This is a genomic window from Cupriavidus sp. GW821-FHT07C08 (assembly GCF_059419025.1).
Genome location: NZ_JBWKQZ010000009.1, coordinates 129,651 through 147,339, shown reverse-complemented (window position 1 = coordinate 147,339; position 17,689 = coordinate 129,651). Strand labels below are relative to the sequence as shown.

The window sequence follows — 17,689 nt, the reverse complement described above, 5'->3', positions numbered from 1 at the left end:
GCGTACTCCTGGCGAAAAACAGGGCCGTCCGGTCAGGGCCGGACGGCCATTCGGTGTTGCCGCCGGACTCAGTTGTCCAGCGTGATCTTCAGGTCGCGGATCAGTTTGGTCCAGCGCGTGGACTCGCTGCGCAGCAGCTCGCTGAACTGCGCCGGCGAGTTGCCGACCGGCTCCACGCCGAAGTCCACCAGCCGCTTGTTGACAGCGGGCTCACGGATTGCCGCGACCACGTCCTTGTTCAGCGTGTTGACCACCTCCGGCGGCGTGCCGGCCGGCACCACCATGCCCACCAGCGCGGCAGCTTCCACGCGCGGGTAGCCCAGCTCGGCAAAGGTCGGCACGTCAGGCAGCTGTGGCAGCCGGGTGGCATTGGCCACCGCCAGCGGCCGGACCTTGCCGCCCTTGATAAAGCCGGCGCCGGCGGCGTAGTCCACCATCATCGCCACCACCTGCCCGGCGGCCACGTCCGACAGCGCCGGCGCGGCGCCGCGGTACGGGGCATGCGTCATCGACAGGCCGGCTTCCACCTTCAGCAGCTCCATCGCCAGGTGGTGCGGGCTGCCCGCGCCGGCCGAGCCGTAGTTGATGCCGCCCTGAGTGGCCTTGGTCTGGGCGATGAATTCCTTGGCGCTCTTGACCGGGCTGGTCGCGCCCACCACCAGGATCATCGGGAAGCGGCCCAGCAGCGTCACCGGAGCCAGGTCCTTGCCAGGGTTGTAGGAGAGCGATTTGTACAGCACCGGGTTGAACACCAGCGTGCCGTTATCGGCCGACAGCACGGTATAGCCGTCGGCGGCCGAGCGCGCCGTCTCGGCCGCGCCGATCGCCGTATTGCCGCCCGGCTTGTTTTCCACCACCACCGGCTGGCCGACCTTGGCCGACAGCCCCTGGCTGATGGTGCGCGCCAGGAAGTCCGAGCCGCCGCCGGCGGCGTAGGGGACGATCCAGCGGATCGGCTTGGCAGGGTAGGCGTCGGCGGCGTGCGCGGGGACGGCGGCCAGCATCGGCAGGGCCAGGGCGCCAATGGCCAGGCGCTTGAAGTGGGGGCGGGGCATGGGGGCGTGTCTCCTTGTTGGTCAGCCCGGTGTATGGCACCGGTGTTTCTATTTTGCGTAAATCATATACGCATTGCGTAATGATTGAATGCGGGTTAACCTTGAACTGGCCTGCAGCGGCCGCATGGCTTGATCCGCCTTCCATGTGATGACCGCTCACCGTTTGCCGGATCTTCCCGCCATGCCCCGAACGAAAGCTGCCCAACCTCCCATCGAACCCGCCGACGCGCCCCGCACGCGCGAGCGCCGCCAGCGCGTGCAATCGGCGGTCACCGGCATGGCGGTGCTAAAGGGACTGGCCAGGCTGGGCGGGCGCGCCAGCCTGACCGCGCTGGCCGCGCATATCGACGAAAGCCCGGCCAAGGTGCACCGCTACCTGGTCAGCCTGGTGGAAGAGGGGCTGGTGGCACAGGAGGCGGGCACGCAGCAATACCACCTGGGCTTCGAGGCGCTGCAGATCGGCATGGCGGCGATGCGCCAGGCCGACCCGATCCGGCTGGCCGAAGCCTCGCTGGTGCGCCTGCGTGAAGCGCTGGAGGTGACCTGCTTTGTCGCGGTGATGGGCAACAAGGGGCCGACCATCATGCGCTTTGAAGAACCGGGTTTGCCGGTGACGGTGAACGTGCGCGCGGGCTCGGTGATGCCGCTGCTGTGGTCGGCCACCGGGCGCGTGTTCCTGGGCCTGCTCGATGAAAAGCGCGTGCATGCCCAGGCCGAAGAAGAACTGGCCACGGCCAGCCCGGCGCGGCTGGCGTTGCTCGATGCCAGGGATCCCATCGGCGCGCTGCGGCGCGCGGTGCAGGCCGACGACTGCGCCTGGGTGCGCGACACCAACCTGACCGGCATCAGCGCCGTGGCGGCGCCGGTGCGCGACTACACCGGGCGCGTCTGCGCGGTGCTGACGGCGCTGGGCGCCACCGGCGGCTTTGATCCCGCCATCGACGGGCCCATTGGCAGCGCCGTGCGGCGCGAGGCGCGCGCGGTCAGCACGGCGCTGGGGTTCAACCCCGGGGCCTGATCCGATCCCTCAGCCGGTGAAGCCGCGCCGGCCAACAGGGAGCGCCGTAGCCAGCGCTACAGTGTTGCCGGCCTGACCGGCGCCGGCTCGTCCAGGCGCTGACCGAGGTTGCGCTCGATTTCCCTCACGGTGTCCAGCAGCTTCGGCCGGATTTCCTCGTGCAGTCGTGCGACGGGAAAATAGCCGGCTGCCCCGGCTACGCTCACCGCCATCAAAGGCAGCCCGCGCCCCGGCCACAGCGGCGTGGCGATGCCATGGACCTCCTTGATCCAGTTGCCAGCCGAAGTCGCGCAGCCGGTAGCCTGGTATTCATCGACCGCTTGCAGGATGCCCCGCTCGACCTTCGGCCAAGTGCCTTCGTCCAAGGCGCGGATCCGCTCCATCAAATCGGCCCGCTCGCTGGCTGGCAGGGCTGCGAGCAAGGCGAACCCCGCCGCACTGGTTCCAAGCGGGATACGAGAGCCGACATCCAGGCTGAGCGTGACGATCGAGGTGCTGCGGCAGCATTCGAGATACAGCATGGAAAGCCGGTCCCGCGTTGTCAGCGCGACCACCGCCCCGGTTTCGGCGGCCAACCGCTGCAAGAACGGCCGTGCCACCTGGCGCACGTCGAGGTTCACCAGCATGGAGCTGCCGAGCGCCGCCGTTGCCGTGCCAAGCCGGTACTTGCCGCTGTCCGGAACCAGATGCAGGTAGCCCAGCTTGGTCAGCGTGTAAGTCAGCCGGGTAACGGTCGACTTCGGCAGTCCACAGCGCACGGCAATCTCGTGGTTGGCAAGGAAGCTGTCACCACTGCGAAAACAACTCAGTACCTCCAGCCCCCGCGCCAGCGCGGTGACGAAATGGCGATCCTGGCTTTCGTCGCCCCGGGGCTCCTCGTCAGCCTCGCTGCCGTCCGTGGCCAACGTGTTATGCAGCGCTTCTTGCTTCGATCCTGTTGCCATCTTGATTTTCCTTGCGCGATTGCAGCGCATGCCCCTCGCGCCGGCAGATCCGGGGCCGTGTCCATGCCTTGTGCCGCGGCCTGGCGATGCCTTTCAGAGCCGCACAAGTTAGCACAATTCCTGGCCTCGTCACCGCATGACTTCGCGCGCGGGAGGGCGGCTACAGCACGGTCTGGCTCGCGTCGGCCTCGCTTGCCGCCAGCTTCTTTATCTCGTGCTTGAGCAGTTTCCCCGTCGGCGCTGCCGGCAGCTGCATCATTGACCGGATCTCGGCCGGCACCTTGTAAGGTGAGAGGCGTTCGCGCAGGAAGGCCTCCAGTTCGTCGCGCGCCACGGGCACCCCCTCGGCAAGCTCGACGAAGGCGACCACCTCCTCGTTCCCCTCGACCTGGCGCCCGACCACAGCCGACTGCACGATGGCGGGATGGCTGTTCAACACCTGCTCAACCTCGACCGGGTAGACGTTGAATCCGGAACGAATGATCAACTCCCTGGTTCGCCCGACGATGAAAAGCGCCCCATCTTCGCCCTGCGTGGCCATGTCGCCGGTATTGAGCCAGCCGTCGGCATTGACCGCGGCACGGGTCTGCACCGCATCCTTGTAGTAGCCCTTCATCAGGTTGGGGCCACGCACCCACAGCTCGCCCGCATCGCCTGGCGCCACGTCGTTGCCTGATGCGTCGATGATCCGGACTTCCACGCCGGGCACGGGCGGCCCCACGGAGCAATCCTGGCGCGGATACTCAAGCAGCGTCTGTGCAATCGTGGGAGACATCTCAGTGAGACCGTATCCGTTCTGCAGCGGCATGCCGAAGGCCAGCTCCACGGCCGACTTCAGCTCACGCGTCAGCGGCGCGCCGGCGGTGCCGATAATGCGCAAGCCGTGGCCGTCCAGCACCGTACCGGTTCGCCCACACCATTCAAGCAACCTTGCATACATCGCCGGAACGCCGATCAGAACGGTGATGCCAGCCTCGCGCAACGCGTTCACCAGGGCTTGCGGCGAGAAGCGCTCCTCCAGGTGCAGGACGCAGCCACATGAGAGAGATCCGATCAGCTGTGACGACAGTCCGACCACGTGTGCCATCGGCAGTACACCGTAAACACTATCGGCGGGACTCAACTGCCGCAGTTGCCGCGACAGTGTGGCCACATAAAGCAGGTTTGCATGCGTAAGCATCACCCCCTTGGGCTCGCCAGAGGTGCCCGAGGTGTAGAGCATCACGGCAACCTGGTCCGCTGGCTCAGCCTTGACGGGTTCCGGGCTCGCAGTTTCATTTAGCGGGCCAACGGCCAGCTCACCCACCAACGGCCAGGCATAGGGGACTGCGCCCGCACGGTCGGCATGGCTGGCGGCCTCCTTGGAGACATCTGATGCGTAAAGGACGCGGCGCGCGTCCGAATGCTCGATGAAACTGTCAATCTCTCGCGGCGAGAGGCGCGCATTGACCACCACCGCCCATGCGTCGCACCGGCTGGCGGCCAGCACAAGCACCGCCAGCGCGGCGCAGTTCTCGGCCACCAGCATGACGCGGTCGCCGGGGCGCACGCCGAGTTCCCGCAACTGCAGCGCAGCCCTGCGGACCGCCGTGGCGAGCTCCGCATAGCCAAGGCGGAAGCGCTTGTCCACCAGCGCCGTTCCCTGCGGCTGACTGTCGACCCAGGGATCGATCACCTCATGAATGCGACGAAACCCGGTCGGCGGAACGGAATGCAGCTCACTCATCGTTGTCTCCAAATCACCTGGTTGAACTGCATTGCAGTCTATAGTGCCGCATTGCGGTCTACAAGGTGGTGATTTCTGTCGAAAAATAAGCCAATTCGCATTGACGCTCCACATGGCAGTGCTCATACTAAACCGCAATGCAGTCCAATGTTCTGCAAATAGAAATACGAAGGAGACAAAATGAGTGACAAGAAAGCCATACTCGTCTTGGGCGCCGGCGACGCGACCGGCGGTGCCATTGCCCGCCGCTTTGCACGCGAGGGCTATATCGCGTGTGTCACACGGCGTAACGCGGACAAGCTCGCTCCCCTGGTTGCCCAGATCGAAGCAGAAGGCGGCGTCGCCCATGCTTTCGGTTCGGACGCCCGCAAGGAGGAGGACGTCACAGCACTGATCCAAGACATCGAGTCGAACATCGCGCCAATCGAGGTCGCAGTCTTCAACATTGGCGCAAACGTCCGCTATGACCTGCTGGATACGACCGCGCGCGTCTACTACAAGGTATGGGAGATGGCTTGCTTTGCCGGCTTCCTGATGGGACGGGAGACTGCCAGGGTGATGGTTCCCCGCGCCCGCGGCTCGATATTCTTCACTGGCGCAACCGCCAGCCTGCGGGGCAGGGCCGGCTTTTCCGCCTTTGCAGGGGCCAAGCATGGCCTGCGCGCGCTGGCGCAATCCATGGCAAAGGAACTTGGCCCGAAGGGCATTCATGTGGCGCACCCTATCGTCGATGGCGCCATCGACACAGCGTTCATTCGCGAAAACTTCCCCGAGCGCTACGCCCTGAAGGATCGCGACGGCATTCTCAATCCCGAGCACATTGCCGACACGTACTGGATGCTGCATCAGCAACCGCGCGACGCGTGGACGCACGAACTCGACCTGCGCCCCTGGATCGAGGCCTGGTAATGCATTGCGGCTGATTGCAGCCGCCTGCGCCCCTCCAGCGACTGACTGCGATCGAACAAACGCCTGGCAACTGCGCCACGCAATGACGGCGCCTTGCCATTGGCGTGTCGGCGTCTGCGCGCTGCTGATTGCCGCCCCCGCGCAAGCAACCCAGGTGACATCTCAAATGTTCAGGAGACAGCGATGCATAGGCGACAGTTCTTCCATCTCACGGCACTGGGGATCGCGGGAAGCGGTTTGCCGCTAGCGGCAAGGCCTGCTTTCGCGAAGGCGGATGCCAGCAAATTCCCCAATCGCCCGATCCGGATCCTGCTGGGTTTTCCGCCTGGAGGGTCCACCGACATTCCAATGCGAACCCTGGCAGCCAATGCCTCGAAGATGCTTGGGCAATCGATCGTCATCGAGAACAAGCCAGGGGCGGCAGGCGTGCTGCCGGCACAGATGCTGCAGTCGACCAGGCCTGACGGCTATACGCTGGCTGTGATTCCCCAGGGCGTCTTCCGCCTGCCGTACACGACCGACATCAACTGGAATCCGGCGGACCTTGCCTACATCCTGGGCCTGACCGGATATGTGTTCGGCATCGTCGTGCCTGCATCGTCGCCGATCCACTCCCTTGCAGACTACATCGCCTACGCCAGGAAGCACCCGGGTGAGCTGACCTACAGCACGCCCGGCGCCCTGACGACCAACCATCTGACGATGGAGCAGATCTCCCGCATGGCGGACATTCAGCTCAATCACGTTCCTTACGAAGGCACCAGTGAATCCCTGCAGGCCTTGCTTGCCGGTCACGTCCAGTCCGCGGCCGAAACCTCGCGCTGGGTGCCTTACGTCGAGAGCGGCAAGATGCGGCTGCTGGCGGTCTGGGGAGAAAAGCGTATGCCGCGCTTTCCCAATGTGCCGACCCTCAGGGAATCGGGCATCAACCTGGCGCAGTCTTCGCCCTGGGGCCTCGCGGCACCAGCCGGAACACCGGCGGCCATCGTGGCCAAACTGCATGCGGCCTTCAAGCAGGCGATGGAGCAAGGCAATTTCCGGGAGGCACTGGCTCACTATGACATGGAACCCATGTACATGAGCCCGGACCAGTACCGACGCTTCGCAAACACCACGATGGCTCGGGAGAAGGCGGTACTCGAACAGATTCACTACAAGAAGAACGGTTGAACGGTTCCCGCTGCCGGCCCGTACCTTGATCCACAACCAGCCGTCTACGCTGACCTACCTTGGAGAGACGCCCAATGAACACGCCTGTCGTGCAATTTCACTTCGATTTCGGTAGCCCTAATTCATACCTCGCGCACAAGGTCATCCCGTCCATCGAGCACCGCACCGGGGTGAGATTCGAGTATGTGCCGGTCCTGCTGGGAGGGCTATTCCGTTTCACGGGGAACCGGTCACCGGCTGAAGCCTTTGCCGGCATCAAGAACAAGCAGGAGTACGGCCGGCTGGAGATCAGGCGTTTTGTCGAAAAGCACGGGTTGACCGCTTACCGGTACAACCCGCATTTTCCGGTCAACACTCTGCAGATCATGCGCGGCGCGGTTGCGGCAGGTTTCGAAGGCTGCTTCCCGCGTTACGTTGATGTGGTGTTCGCCGCGATGTGGGAACAGGAAAAGAAGATGGACGATGCGGCAACGATCGGGCTTGTGCTGCGTGAGGCGGGACTGGACGCCGAGCGCCTCCTTTCGCGAATGAATGACCCCGTGGTCAAGGAAACGCTGTTGAAGAACACCCAGGAATCATTCGAGCGTGGCGCCTTCGGCTCGCCGACCTTCTTCGTCAATGACGAAATCTACTTTGGGAAGGACCGCCTGCGCGAGGTCGAGGAAGAGATCGAGCGCGTCAAGGCCTCCTGACCGGCCGCCACAATACAAGCGATCGACTTCCTGTTCAGCCGCATAGCGGGCCTCCTTATGCCACCTCGCGCAGTGCGGTTTCGCGCGGCATGGCGGCATCGCCGACGTGCCGCACCGACGGATACCCCGCCGCAAACACCAGCCGCCCGCCAGACCAGGTATGCGTAACCATCGGCTGGCCTGCCACGCCGGACACGGCGATGACGTCCGCGCGCAGCCCCGGCACCAGGCGCCCGCGGTCGTCCAGCAGGCAGGCGTCGGCCGGATTGGCGGTGATCAGCGCCAGCGCCTGGTTCAGCGGCAGGTCGGCCAGGCGCGCGGCGGCATACGCGGCGGCGATCAGCGTGGACGGCTGGTAGTCCGAGCACAGGATGGTGCCCACGCCGGCGTGGATGGCGTCGATGGCGCGCATCGAGCCGCTCTGGCTCTTGCCGCGCAGCACGTTGGGCGCGCCCAGGATGGTCGGCAGCGCCTGGGCGCACGCGGCTTGCGCGGTTTCCAGGTTGATCGGGAACTCGCTCATGCGCACGCCCAGCGCCTGCATAGCGGCGATGCGCTGCGGCGAATCGTCGTCATGGCTGGCGGTAGGGATGCCCAGCGCATGCGCCCTGGCCACCAGCCGGTTGACACGCTCATGCGCGCCTTCCAGCGCGGCGGCCTTCTTGTGGGCCGCGTCGGCGGCTTCCTCGCGGCTCATGCCGTGGTTGCCCATCATGTAGGCCAGGTAGGCATCCATGGTCTTGAACTGGCCCTGGCCCGGCGAGTGGTCCATCACGGACAACAGGTCGACCACGCCCTCGGCCATCAGCGCTTCGAGCACCGGCACGGCGCTGGAATCGGTGACTTCGTAGCGGCAATGGATACGGTTGTCGACCAGGCTGTGGCGGCGATACTCGGCCAGGGTGCGCACCAGCGTGGCAGCGGTATCGACATTGCGCACGCCGAACTGGTTGCCGGCGAACGACAGCGCGTGGTACGGCGTGGTGATGCCGGCCGCGGCATTGCGGCGGTCGACCTGGGCCACGGCAAAGTCCAGCGGGAACAGGACGCTGGCGCGCGGTTCGACTTCCTTCTCGATGGCGTCGCAATGCACGTCGACCAGGCCCGGCATCACCGTGTGGCCATGCAGGTCGATCACGGCGGCGTGGGCGGGCACCGCGGCGGGTGCCGGTTCGATGGCGGCGATGCGGCCGTCTTCGATCAGCAGCGCGCTGTCGTGCAGCACGCGGTCCGGCAGCACCAGGGTGGCGTGGGTCAGGTAGGTAGCAGACATGTCCGGCTCCGTTCTGGGAATCCGTTCTGGGATCAAATCAGGCAAGGGCGGTAGCGGGTTGCAGCGGCAGCAGGCGCGTGGCCACGGCATCGCGCACGGCTTCGTCATGGAAGATGCCGATCAGCGCGCGGCCTTCGGCCAGCGCCTCGCGGATCAGCTCGACCACCACGGCGCGGTTGTCGGCGTCCAGCGAGGCGGTGGGCTCGTCCAGCAGCAGGATCGGGTGGCCGCCGATCAGGCCGCGCGCGATGTTCACGCGCTGCTGCTCGCCACCGGAGAAAGTGGCCGGCGGCAGGTCCCACAGCCGGCGCGGCAGGTTCAGCCGTGCCAGCAGCTCTGCCGCGCGGGTGCGGGCTTCTTCATGGCTGGCGCCGCGCTGCTGCAGCGGATCGGCCACCACATCGAGCGCGCCGACGCGGGGAATCGCGCGCAGGAACTGGCTGACATAGCCGATCACGTCGCGGCGCAGCTTCAGCACGCGTTGCTCGGGGGCATGGGTCAGCTCGACCCACGGCTCGCCCTCGGCGCTGGTATCGCGCAGGCGGATGCTGCCTTCGGTGGCCAGGTAGTTGCCGTACAGGCAGCGCAGGAGGGTGCTCTTGCCGGTGCCGGAGGGCCCGGACAGCACCAGGCATTCGCCGCGGGCGGCATCGAAATCCATCGCGCGCAGCACCGGCAGGCGGATACCGCCCTGGTTGTGCAGCGTAAACATCTTGCCGAGGCCGCGAACCTCGACCAGCTTCTGGGGGTGTTCTGCGTGCATCGTCGTCAGCCCTGCAGGATGGAAGAGACCAGCAACTGCGTGTACGGGTGCTGCGGGTCGTCGAGGATCTGGTCGGTCAGGCCTTGCTCCACCACGCGGCCGCCTTGCATGACCAGCGTGCGGTGCGCGAGCAGGCGCGCCACGGCCAGGTCGTGCGTGACCAGCACGGCGGCGAGGCCCAGGTCCGCCACCAGGCGGCGCAGCAGGTCTAGCAGGCGGGCCTGCACCGACACGTCCAGCGACGCGGTGGGCTCGTCCATGAACACCAGGCGCGGGTGCGTGACCAGGTTGCGGGCGATCTGCAAACGCTGCTGCATGCCGCCGGAGAAGGTGCCGGGCACGTCGTCCAGCCGGGCCAGGTCGATCTCCATCTTTTCCAGCCAGTTGCCGGCGACCTCGCGCAGGTTGCCGTAGTGGCGCTCGCCCACGGCCATCAGGCGCTCGGCGATATTGGCGCCGGCGCTGACCTGCATGCGCAGGCCGTCGCGCGCGTGCTGGCGCACAAAGCCCCAGTCGGTGCGGGCCAGCAGCCGCAGGCGCGCGCTGGACAGCGTGGCGAGGTCGGTCAGGCCGGACTCGCGCATGTCGTAGCTGACGCTGCCGCGCTGCGCCGGTGCCTGCATCGACAAGGCCTGCAGCAGCGTGCTCTTGCCGGAGCCCGATTCGCCCACCACGCACAGCACCTCGCCCGGGTACAGGTCGAAGCTGACGTCATGGCAACCATGCACGCCGTCCCAGGTGCGCGTCAGGCTGCGCACCGATAGCAGCGGGGTGGAGCTCATCGGGCACCTCCGGCAGCGGTCTTGACGGCCTGGGCCGCCTGGCGGTCGGCGCAGTACTCGGTGTCCGAACACACGAACAGGCGCGTGCCGGCGTCGTCGGTGATGATCTCGTCCAGGTAGCTGTCGGTGGCGCCGCACTGGGCGCAGCTACTGGACCACTTTTCCACCGTGAAGGGATGGTCGGCGAAATCCAGGCTCTTGACCGCGGTGTACGGCGGCACGGCATAGACGCGCTTCTCGCGCCCGGCGCCGAACAGCATCAGCGCGGGGCTGCGGTCGAGCTTGGGATTGTCGAACTTGGGGATCGGCGACGGCCGCATCATGTAGCGCTGATTGACGATCACGGGGTAGTCGTAGGTGGTGGCGATATGGCCGTGATGGGCGATGTCCTCATACAGCTTGACGTGCATCGCACCGTATTCGGCCAGTGCGTGCATGGTGCGGGTCTCGCCCTCGCTTGGTTCCAGCCAGCGCAGCGGCTCGGGGATGGGCACCTGGAACACCATGGTCTGGCCCGCGCGCAGCGGCGTTTCCGGAATGCGGTGACGGGTCTGGATGATGCTGGCCTCGGCGGTGCGCTCGGTGGTCTGCACGCCGGTGACGCGGCCGAAGAAGCGGCGGATGTTGATAGCGTTGGTGGTGTCGTCCGAGCCCTGGTCGATCACCTTGAGCACGTCATCCTTGCCGATGATGGCGGCCGTCACCTGGATGCCGCCCGTGCCCCAGCCGTAGGGCAGCGGCATCTCGCGGCTGCCGAAGGGCACCTGGTAGCCGGGAATCGCCACGGCCTTGAGCAGCGCGCGGCGCAGCATGCGCTTGGTCGACTCGTCCAGGTAGCCGAAGTTGTAGTGGTCGTCGCGGGCCATGCCCGTGGCCATGGTGGTGTCGGCGGTGGTCATGCCAGCGTCTCCTCTTGCGGCTGCGGTTGCGCCTGGACGGTAGCGGTCACGGCGCCATCCTGTTCCGCGCGCAGCCGGCGCAGCAGTTCCAGGTTGGCCTGGAAATCCACGTAGTGGGGCAGCTTCAGGTGCTGCACGAAGCCGGAGGCCTCGACGTTGTCGCTGTGGTACAGCATGAATTCGATATCGTTGGCCGGGGCGTCGGCGGCCTCGCCCAGCTCTTCGGCGCGCATGGCGCGGTCGGCCAGCGCCATCGACATGGCCTTGCGCTCGTTGTAGCCGAACACCAGCCCGTAGCCGCGCGTGAAGCGCGGGGCTTCGTCGGCATTGCCGGCGAACTGGCTCACCATCTGGCATTCGGTCAGTTCGATCTCGCCGATGGTGACGGCGAAGCCCAGTTCTTCCACGAACAGTTCGACCTCGGCCGTGCCGTAGCGGATCTCGGCTGCGAACGGGTGCGAGTTGCCGTAGCCGCGCTGGGTGGAATAGCCCATCGACAGCAGGAAACCTTCATCGGCGCGCGCCAGGTTCTGCAGGCGCGCGGCGCGGTTGGCGGGGAAGGCCAGCGGCTCGCGCGTCAGGTCGGGCGGCGGGGGGTCGCCCGCGGGGATCTGGTCGGCTTCGACCAGTTCATCCGCTTCCAGCAGGCCGGTCACGCGCGGCATGCTGGCGGCGAGGGGTTCGGGCGAGGACGGCAGCGGCTCGGGGTCGCGGCCGGCTTCGAGCGTGAAATCCAGCAGGCGCTGGGTGTAGTCGTAGGTCGGCCCCAGCACCTGGCCGCCCGGCACGTCCTTGAACGTGGACGAGATCCGGCGCTGCAGGCGCATCGCGCCCGTATCCAGCGGCTGGGTATAGCCAAAGCGCGCCAGCGTGGTGCGATAGGCGCGCAGCAGGAAGATCGCCTCGATCTGGTCGCCGGCGGCCTGTTTCAGGGCCAGCGCGGCCAGGTGCGGGTCGTACAGCGAGCCCTCGGCCATCACGCGCGACACCGCCAGCGGCATCTGTTCGCGGATCTGCGCCAGCGTAAGTTCCGGCACCGCGGTATCGCCGCGGCGATAGGCATCGAGCATGCGGTAGGAATTGAGGATGGCGCGTTCACCACCTTTGACGGCTACGTACATGTCAGTCCTCCACCAGCGTGGTGCGCGTCAGGGCGCAGAATCGGTCGCCGCAGGCCAGCAGCAGGTCCACGCCGAGCGGGAAGCCGGCGTTGTTGGCGCGCCAGCCGGCGCGGAAGTCCGCGGGCAGGCCGGCCACGCGCAGCACCTGCGTGGTTTCGATGCCGGGGCCGCGCAGCGTCAGGGTGTCGCCATCGGCAAGCGAGCCAACCTCCACCAGCAGCGTCGCCGAGCGGTCGGGGAAGGCCGGGTCGCCTTGCGCGCAGTCCGCCAGTGCCGGCATGGCATATCCGGCGGGCACGCACACGAAGGCGGCGGCGCCGGCATCGTCGGTCAGCGGGCAGCCGCAATGGAAGCGCAGGAACGCGCGCGCCGCGGCCGGCACGCCGGCAGGCAGCCAGACCGGGGTATCGGGATCGGCCAGCGTCAGCAGCAGCGCGGCCAGCGCGGCCGACAGGCCGTCGGGCAGGCCGCTGGCCACGGGCAGCGTTTGCAGCCGGCCCGGATGGGCAAACGCCTGCAGCGCGGCGCGGAAGACCTGCTGGGCGTCGTCGACCGGGTTGTTGAAACCCGGCAGCAGCGCGGCGGCCGGGGTGGACAGGATCGGTTGGGTGACAGTCATCTCAGTCCTCTCCCCGGACCATGGTGAAGAACTCGACGCGGGTCTGGGCGGCAGTGGCCGCTGCGTGTGCGGCGCGCTCCGCCTGCGTGCTTGCCAACGGCGCCAGCACGAGGTCCTGCACGCGCTGGTGCCAGGCCGGGCGCTGCAGCAGCGCGTCCAGCACCGCGGCCTGTTCGGCGTGGCGGGCGCTGCGGCCCTGGATATAGGCCACGCCTGCAGCGGCCCCTGCAGCGCCGTCTTCCAGCACGACCGCGCAGCGCGTGACTGTGATTTCCCCCAGGTTGAACTGGGCGCCGGTGCCGCCCGCACGGGCCCGGACCATGGCCATGCCGGACTCCGGCTTGCGCAGCAGCCTGTAGGCCGGCAGGGCCTGCGCCTGGCCAAGCCGCTGGTAGGCGCCGTCGAGCGCGTCGGTGGGCGCCGTCGCCAGGATCCGGAGCCAGGCGGCGCGGGCGGCATGGGCCTGCGCGGTTTCGGTTTTCATCATCACCCCTATACGTCTATACGTTTAGATGTCGCTGCTTGAGCACGCAGCTACTAGACCACAGGCAGATGAACGTTTCATGACGGGGCGGGGCATTGCTCGGGCACCCCGTCATCGCGGCGCGGTTGAGGCACAATCGCATGGCAATGGTGAACGCTTGATGACAAGAGGGCAGCGCGAGATGTCTGATCGAGAAGTGGAACGGGGTTCCGGCGTGGCGGTATGGCGCCAGATTGGCGAGGCGCTGGCGGACGACATCCGCAAGAAGCTGTACCTGCCCGGCGAACAGCTGCCCCCTGAGCCTGAACTGGCCACGCGCTTCGCGGTCAACCGCCACACCATCCGCCGCGCCATGGGCGAGCTGGAGCTGAGCGGGCTGGTGCGGATCGAGCAGGGCCGCGGCACCTTCGTGCAGGAGCACGCGATCGACTACGCGATCGGGCGCCGCACGCGCTTCTCGCAAAACCTGGCCGCGCAGGGCATGCGCGGGCATACCGAGATCATCGACAGCCAGGTGGTGCGCGCGCCGGAAGTGGCAAAGCAACTGGGCCTGGCGCGCACGGCAGAGATCCTGCACGTGCAGATGATCGGCAAGGCCGAAGAGCGCACCATCGACGTTGCCGAGCATTACTTCGACCTCAAGCGCTTCCCGGGTATCGACGAGGTGCTGCGCGCCAGGCAATCGGTGTCGCGCGCGCTGGCGCATTTCGGCATTGCCGACTACACGCGCAAGTGGTCTCGCATCACGGCGGCCATGCCCAGCGCCCCGGTGGCGCGGCTGCTGAACCAGCCGAAGACGCGGCCGGTGCTGCAGGTGGAGGCGCTGAACGTCGATATCGACGGGGCGCCGGTGCAGTACAGCGTGGTGCGCTTTGCCGGGGACTGGGTGCAGCTGACGGTTTCCGACAGTGATTGAGGCGGAGCGCCGTGGCATTGGTCTAGACATCCGGCTGTCATCTGCCTGTGCTAACGTGTCTGCGGTCCAGACCACAAACCAGGGCAGTCGCCGCCGCCGGGCGTTTGGCGCCGCTGGTAACCTTGCCGCATGACCTTGCCAGCGCACCGTTACGCCATCTACCTGGCGCCCTCCGATCCCTTCCGCACATTTGGCAGCCAGTGGCTGGGCCGCGACGCCGATACCGGCACCGCGCTGCCCGCCCCGGCGGGCATGGCGCCGCCGCCCGCGGAATGGGTCCAGATCCCGGCTCACTACGGCCTGCATGCCACGCTGAAGCCGCCATTCCGGCTTGCGCAGGGCACCAACGGCCCGATGCTCGACGCCGCTGCACGGGACTTCGTGCGTGGCTGCGAGGCATTCGACGCGCCGCTGGCGCTGCGTGCGCTGCGGGGTTTTGTGGCGTGGTGCCTGGCCGATGGCGGATCCTCCCCGATGCAGGCGCTGGCCGATGCGTGCGTACTGGCATTCGAGCGCTTCCGCGCTCCGCCCACGGCCGAAGAACTCGGCCGGCGCAAACCGGACCAGTTGAGCGATGAAGAGCGCCGCATGCTCGACGCATGGGGCTACCCGTACGTGTTTGGTACCTTCGTCTTCCATATCACGCTGACTGGCATGCTTGATACTGCCGCCCAGCGCGCCGCCATCGAGCACCTGGGGGCCGCGAGCGGCAAGTTGCTGCAGGCGCCGCTTCATGTGGACGGAATCAGCGTATTCGTGCAGCCGGCGCCGGGCGACGACTTTATCGTTGCGCGCCACTACGGTTTCAACGGCAACACCATCGATGGCGCCGGCGCGGCGTACCTGGACGCATGAACGCACATGGCGCGGCCGATGGACACGGCCTGTTCTACCTGATGGGGCCGTCCGGCAGCGGCAAGGACTCGCTGCTGCGCGCGCTGCGCGAGCGCCTAGGGCCGGACGACCGCATCGTCATCGCGCATCGCTATATCACCCGCGACGCTGATGCCAACGAGGCCTCCGTTGCGCTGACCCCCGAAGAATTCCGGCGCCGCCAGGCGCTCGGCTGCCTGGCGCTGGACTGGCACAGCCACGGGCTGCATTACGGCATCGGCATCGAGATCGAGCAGTGGCTGGCCAGGGGCCTGACCGTGATCGTCAATGGCTCGCGCGAGTACCTGCCGCAAGCCGTGGCGCGCTACCCGAAGCTGTGCGCCGTGCACGTGCGCGTGCGGCCGGAGGTGCTGGTAACCCGGCTGCGCCAGCGTGGCCGCGAGTCGGAAGAAGCGATTGCCCGGCGCCTGGCGCGCGCGGCGCAGCCATTCACCGTGCCGGCAGGGTGCCGCCTGGTCGAGTTCGACAATAGCGGCGCCCTGGAAACCGCGGCGGAAGCGTTCGCGCGGCTGGTTGGGGCTACTTCCGATAGCGCAACATTAAGCTGATACACCCGTGCCGAAGCGAAACCTCCGGCACGGCCTTGCCATCAGAGTTCGATGCTGAAACTGATGCCGTGCTCGGTGAACCCGAGCCGGCGATAGAACTGGTGGGCCTGCAGGCGCCGCGCGTTGGACGACAGCGCCAGCTTGGCCGCACCGGCCTCACGGGCCAGGCGCATCGCTTCGCGCATCATCGCCTTGCCGACGCCCATGCCGCGCGCGGACGGCGCCACCACCACTGCCTCGACAATTGCCTCGGGACGCCCGTCGTGGACCATCACGGGGAATACCAGCAGGCTGAAGGTGCCCAGCGGCACCTCGTCCTCGTCCACCATCATGTAGCAGCGGTAGTCCGGATAGCGGCGCATGGTTGCGTAGCGCTCGCGCATGGTGGCCAGCGGCAGCGGCGCTTCGTCGTCCATCGCGGCCAGCAGCGCGGACAGGTGCCGCAGTTCCGCGTCGGAACCGCGCACTTCACGCAGGGTAAGCACAGCTTCAGCCATGGTGTTCATGCGCCAGTCCGCGCGCAACGCGCGGCCATGTCCAGATAGTGCGCCAGCGGCGGCGTGGCCAGGTCGACCACCTTGGCCAGGTCGTCGTAGCGGCGCAGGCGCACCGCGGCGGCGGCGTGGCGGCTCGCGGCGAACGCATCGGCCTGTGCGGCGCTGTACGGGCCGCCTTGCAGCGCCAGGCTTTGCACGGAAGCGGGCGACAGCGTGCCGGAATACGCGGGATCGACGGCGCACAGGTAGCGCTTGGCCGCCACGTGCAGGCGCACTGGCTCGGTCACTTCGTCGCCGAACAGCCCGGCCAGGGCATCGGCGGCGGCCTCCTGGTGGCGCATGTCGGTGGTGGTGCTTTCAGCCAGCAGCAGGTGACCAACGTCATGGAGCAGGGCCGCGACGATCAGCGACTCGGGCTCGCCGGCCTGCTCGGCCAGTTGCGCGCACTGCAGCGCGTGCGCGGTCTGGCTGATGGCTTCGCCGCCGTACCAGGCATTGCCATGGTCGGCAAACAGCGTTTCGATGCGGGACAGGTTCAGCATGATGTCAGACCAGTACCTTGCGGATTTGTGCGGAGATGATGTCGATGGCCGAGACGAACAGGATGATGATGATCATCACGGCGCAGGTCTGCCCGTACTGGAAGCTGCGGATGATCTCCCACAGCACGGTGCCGATGCCGCCGGCGCCGACGATGCCCACCACCGAGGCCGAGCGCACGTTGGACTCGAAGCGGTACAGCGCGAACGACAGCCACAGCGGCAGCACCTGCGGAATCACGCCGTAGACGATCTCCTCGATCGGGCCGGCGCCGGTGGCGCGCACGCCTTCCACCGGGCGCGGGTCGATGGCCTCGACGGCTTCGGCGAACAGCTTGGCCAGCACGCCGGTGGTGTGGATCCAGATCGCCAGCACGCCGGCAAATGGTCCCAGGCCTACGGCCACGATGAACAGCATGGCGAACACCATCTCATTGATGGCGCGGCAGGCGTCCATGATGCGGCGTGCGGGCTGGTAGGCCCACGCCGGGACGATATTGGCCGAGCACAGCAGGCCCAGCGGCACGGCCATCACCACGGCCAGGGCGGTGCCCCACAGCGCGATCTGCACGGTGACGAGCATCTCGTCCAGGTAGTGCCGCCAGTCGCGGAAGTCGGGCGGGAAGAAATCGGCGGCAAATGTTGCCATATTGTCCGAGTCGCGCAGCAGGTCCAACGGGCGCATGTCGGCGCCTTGCCAGGACAGGGCGAGCATGGCCAGCAGGACTGCCCAGGTCAGCATCACGGCAAGGGAAGCGCGCGGCGGGCGCACGTTGCTTCGGGGCGTGGGAGGCAGGCCGGGCCTGGCGGTGACAGTCATGGGGCAATCCGGAATCAAGC

At 67.2% G+C, this 17,689-nt stretch carries 20 protein-coding genes; 7 read left to right on the top strand and 13 right to left on the bottom strand.

Annotated elements, in window-relative coordinates:
• Positions 1–68: 68 nt before the first annotated feature.
• Positions 69–1,055 carry a Bug family tripartite tricarboxylate transporter substrate binding protein gene (locus tag AC07UK_RS14295; protein WP_494685729.1) on the bottom strand — a complete coding sequence of 329 codons (987 nt, stop codon included), beginning with the start codon at positions 1,053–1,055 and terminating at the stop codon, positions 69–71.
• A 181-nt stretch (positions 1,056–1,236) separates the two neighbouring features.
• Between AC07UK_RS14295 and AC07UK_RS14290 the strand changes: the two genes are divergently transcribed.
• Entirely contained in the window at positions 1,237–2,073 is an 837-nt protein-coding gene (locus tag AC07UK_RS14290) for an IclR family transcriptional regulator (RefSeq protein ID WP_494685730.1), read from the top strand.
• Positions 2,074–2,129: 56 nt separating this feature from the next.
• On the opposite strand, the gene AC07UK_RS14285 is transcribed toward AC07UK_RS14290, so the two are convergent.
• Both AC07UK_RS14285 and AC07UK_RS14280 read right to left on the bottom strand, forming a co-directional pair.
• Complete coding sequence (locus AC07UK_RS14285; protein ID WP_436223445.1) at positions 2,130–3,017, bottom strand: IclR family transcriptional regulator; 888 nt, start codon at positions 3,015–3,017, stop codon at positions 2,130–2,132.
• A gap of 160 nt (positions 3,018–3,177) precedes the next feature.
• On the bottom strand, positions 3,178–4,857 hold the full coding sequence (locus AC07UK_RS14280; RefSeq protein ID WP_494685731.1) for a class I adenylate-forming enzyme family protein: 1,680 nt from the start codon (positions 4,855–4,857) through the stop codon (positions 3,178–3,180).
• Between the two features lie 66 nt (positions 4,858–4,923).
• Here AC07UK_RS14280 and AC07UK_RS14275 point away from each other — a divergent pair, with 66 nt between their 5' ends.
• The 3 genes from AC07UK_RS14275 (at position 4,924) to AC07UK_RS14265 (ending at position 7,514) form a co-directional block, all read left to right on the top strand.
• Positions 4,924–5,652: an SDR family oxidoreductase gene (locus tag AC07UK_RS14275; RefSeq protein WP_436223443.1), complete on the top strand. Its 729-nt coding sequence runs from the start codon at positions 4,924–4,926 to the stop codon at positions 5,650–5,652.
• Positions 5,653–5,835: 183 nt separating this feature from the next.
• A complete protein-coding gene (locus tag AC07UK_RS14270) occupies positions 5,836–6,822 on the top strand; it encodes a tripartite tricarboxylate transporter substrate binding protein (protein WP_494685732.1) in 987 nt (328 codons plus the stop codon).
• A 74-nt stretch (positions 6,823–6,896) separates the two neighbouring features.
• Positions 6,897–7,514 (top strand): 2-hydroxychromene-2-carboxylate isomerase, encoded by a 618-nt coding sequence (locus AC07UK_RS14265; protein WP_436223442.1) that lies wholly within the window; start codon positions 6,897–6,899, stop codon positions 7,512–7,514.
• 55 nt (positions 7,515–7,569) lie between these two features.
• Here the strand turns inward: AC07UK_RS14265 and AC07UK_RS14260 are convergent, their stop codons facing one another.
• The 7 genes from AC07UK_RS14260 to phnG are packed head-to-tail and all read right to left on the bottom strand — an operon-like array spanning position 7,570 to position 13,458.
• Positions 7,570–8,787: an alpha-D-ribose 1-methylphosphonate 5-triphosphate diphosphatase gene (locus AC07UK_RS14260; protein WP_436223441.1), complete on the bottom strand. Its 1,218-nt coding sequence runs from the start codon at positions 8,785–8,787 to the stop codon at positions 7,570–7,572.
• Positions 8,788–8,824: 37 nt separating this feature from the next.
• The gene (gene phnL / locus AC07UK_RS14255) at positions 8,825–9,550 is read right to left on the bottom strand and encodes a phosphonate C-P lyase system protein PhnL (protein ID WP_436223440.1); all 726 of its coding nucleotides are present in this window, start codon (positions 9,548–9,550) and stop codon (positions 8,825–8,827) included.
• 5 nt (positions 9,551–9,555) lie between these two features.
• A complete protein-coding gene (gene phnK, locus AC07UK_RS14250; RefSeq protein WP_436223439.1) occupies positions 9,556–10,332 on the bottom strand; it encodes a phosphonate C-P lyase system protein PhnK in 777 nt (258 codons plus the stop codon).
• A complete protein-coding gene (locus AC07UK_RS14245; RefSeq protein WP_436223438.1) occupies positions 10,329–11,231 on the bottom strand; it encodes an alpha-D-ribose 1-methylphosphonate 5-phosphate C-P-lyase PhnJ in 903 nt (300 codons plus the stop codon). Before AC07UK_RS14245 ends, phnK begins: the two co-directional genes overlap by 4 nt.
• The gene (locus AC07UK_RS14240) at positions 11,228–12,352 is read right to left on the bottom strand and encodes a carbon-phosphorus lyase complex subunit (RefSeq protein WP_436223437.1); all 1,125 of its coding nucleotides are present in this window, start codon (positions 12,350–12,352) and stop codon (positions 11,228–11,230) included. Before AC07UK_RS14240 ends, AC07UK_RS14245 begins: the two co-directional genes overlap by 4 nt.
• Before the next feature lies 1 nt (position 12,353).
• Entirely contained in the window at positions 12,354–12,971 is a 618-nt protein-coding gene (gene phnH, locus AC07UK_RS14235; protein ID WP_494685733.1) for a phosphonate C-P lyase system protein PhnH, read from the bottom strand.
• Position 12,972: 1 nt separating this feature from the next.
• Positions 12,973–13,458 carry a phosphonate C-P lyase system protein PhnG gene (phnG, locus tag AC07UK_RS14230; protein ID WP_494685734.1) on the bottom strand — a complete coding sequence of 162 codons (486 nt, stop codon included), beginning with the start codon at positions 13,456–13,458 and terminating at the stop codon, positions 12,973–12,975.
• A 178-nt stretch (positions 13,459–13,636) separates the two neighbouring features.
• On the opposite strand from phnG, the gene phnF reads away from it, so the two are divergent.
• From phnF to phnN, 3 genes are all read left to right on the top strand, one after another.
• On the top strand, positions 13,637–14,371 hold the full coding sequence (gene phnF, locus AC07UK_RS14225; RefSeq protein WP_114136090.1) for a phosphonate metabolism transcriptional regulator PhnF: 735 nt from the start codon (positions 13,637–13,639) through the stop codon (positions 14,369–14,371).
• A gap of 129 nt (positions 14,372–14,500) precedes the next feature.
• Positions 14,501–15,226: a DUF1045 domain-containing protein gene (locus AC07UK_RS14220; RefSeq protein ID WP_436223434.1), complete on the top strand. Its 726-nt coding sequence runs from the start codon at positions 14,501–14,503 to the stop codon at positions 15,224–15,226.
• Positions 15,223–15,813, top strand: a complete 591-nt coding sequence (gene phnN, locus AC07UK_RS14215) for a phosphonate metabolism protein/1,5-bisphosphokinase (PRPP-forming) PhnN (RefSeq protein ID WP_436223433.1) — start codon at positions 15,223–15,225, stop codon at positions 15,811–15,813. Before AC07UK_RS14220 ends, phnN begins: the two co-directional genes overlap by 4 nt.
• Positions 15,814–15,854: 41 nt before the next feature.
• On the opposite strand, the gene AC07UK_RS14210 is transcribed toward phnN, so the two are convergent.
• The 3 genes from AC07UK_RS14210 to phnE are packed head-to-tail and all read right to left on the bottom strand — an operon-like array spanning position 15,855 to position 17,669.
• Positions 15,855–16,319: a GNAT family N-acetyltransferase gene (locus AC07UK_RS14210; RefSeq protein WP_226798008.1), complete on the bottom strand. Its 465-nt coding sequence runs from the start codon at positions 16,317–16,319 to the stop codon at positions 15,855–15,857.
• Positions 16,316–16,852 (bottom strand): phosphonate degradation HD-domain oxygenase, encoded by a 537-nt coding sequence (locus AC07UK_RS14205; protein ID WP_436223432.1) that lies wholly within the window; start codon positions 16,850–16,852, stop codon positions 16,316–16,318. The genes AC07UK_RS14210 and AC07UK_RS14205 overlap by 4 nt, the downstream gene beginning before the upstream one ends.
• A gap of 4 nt (positions 16,853–16,856) precedes the next feature.
• Entirely contained in the window at positions 16,857–17,669 is an 813-nt protein-coding gene (phnE, locus tag AC07UK_RS14200) for a phosphonate ABC transporter, permease protein PhnE (protein ID WP_436223431.1), read from the bottom strand.
• Positions 17,670–17,689: the final 20 nt, after the last annotated feature.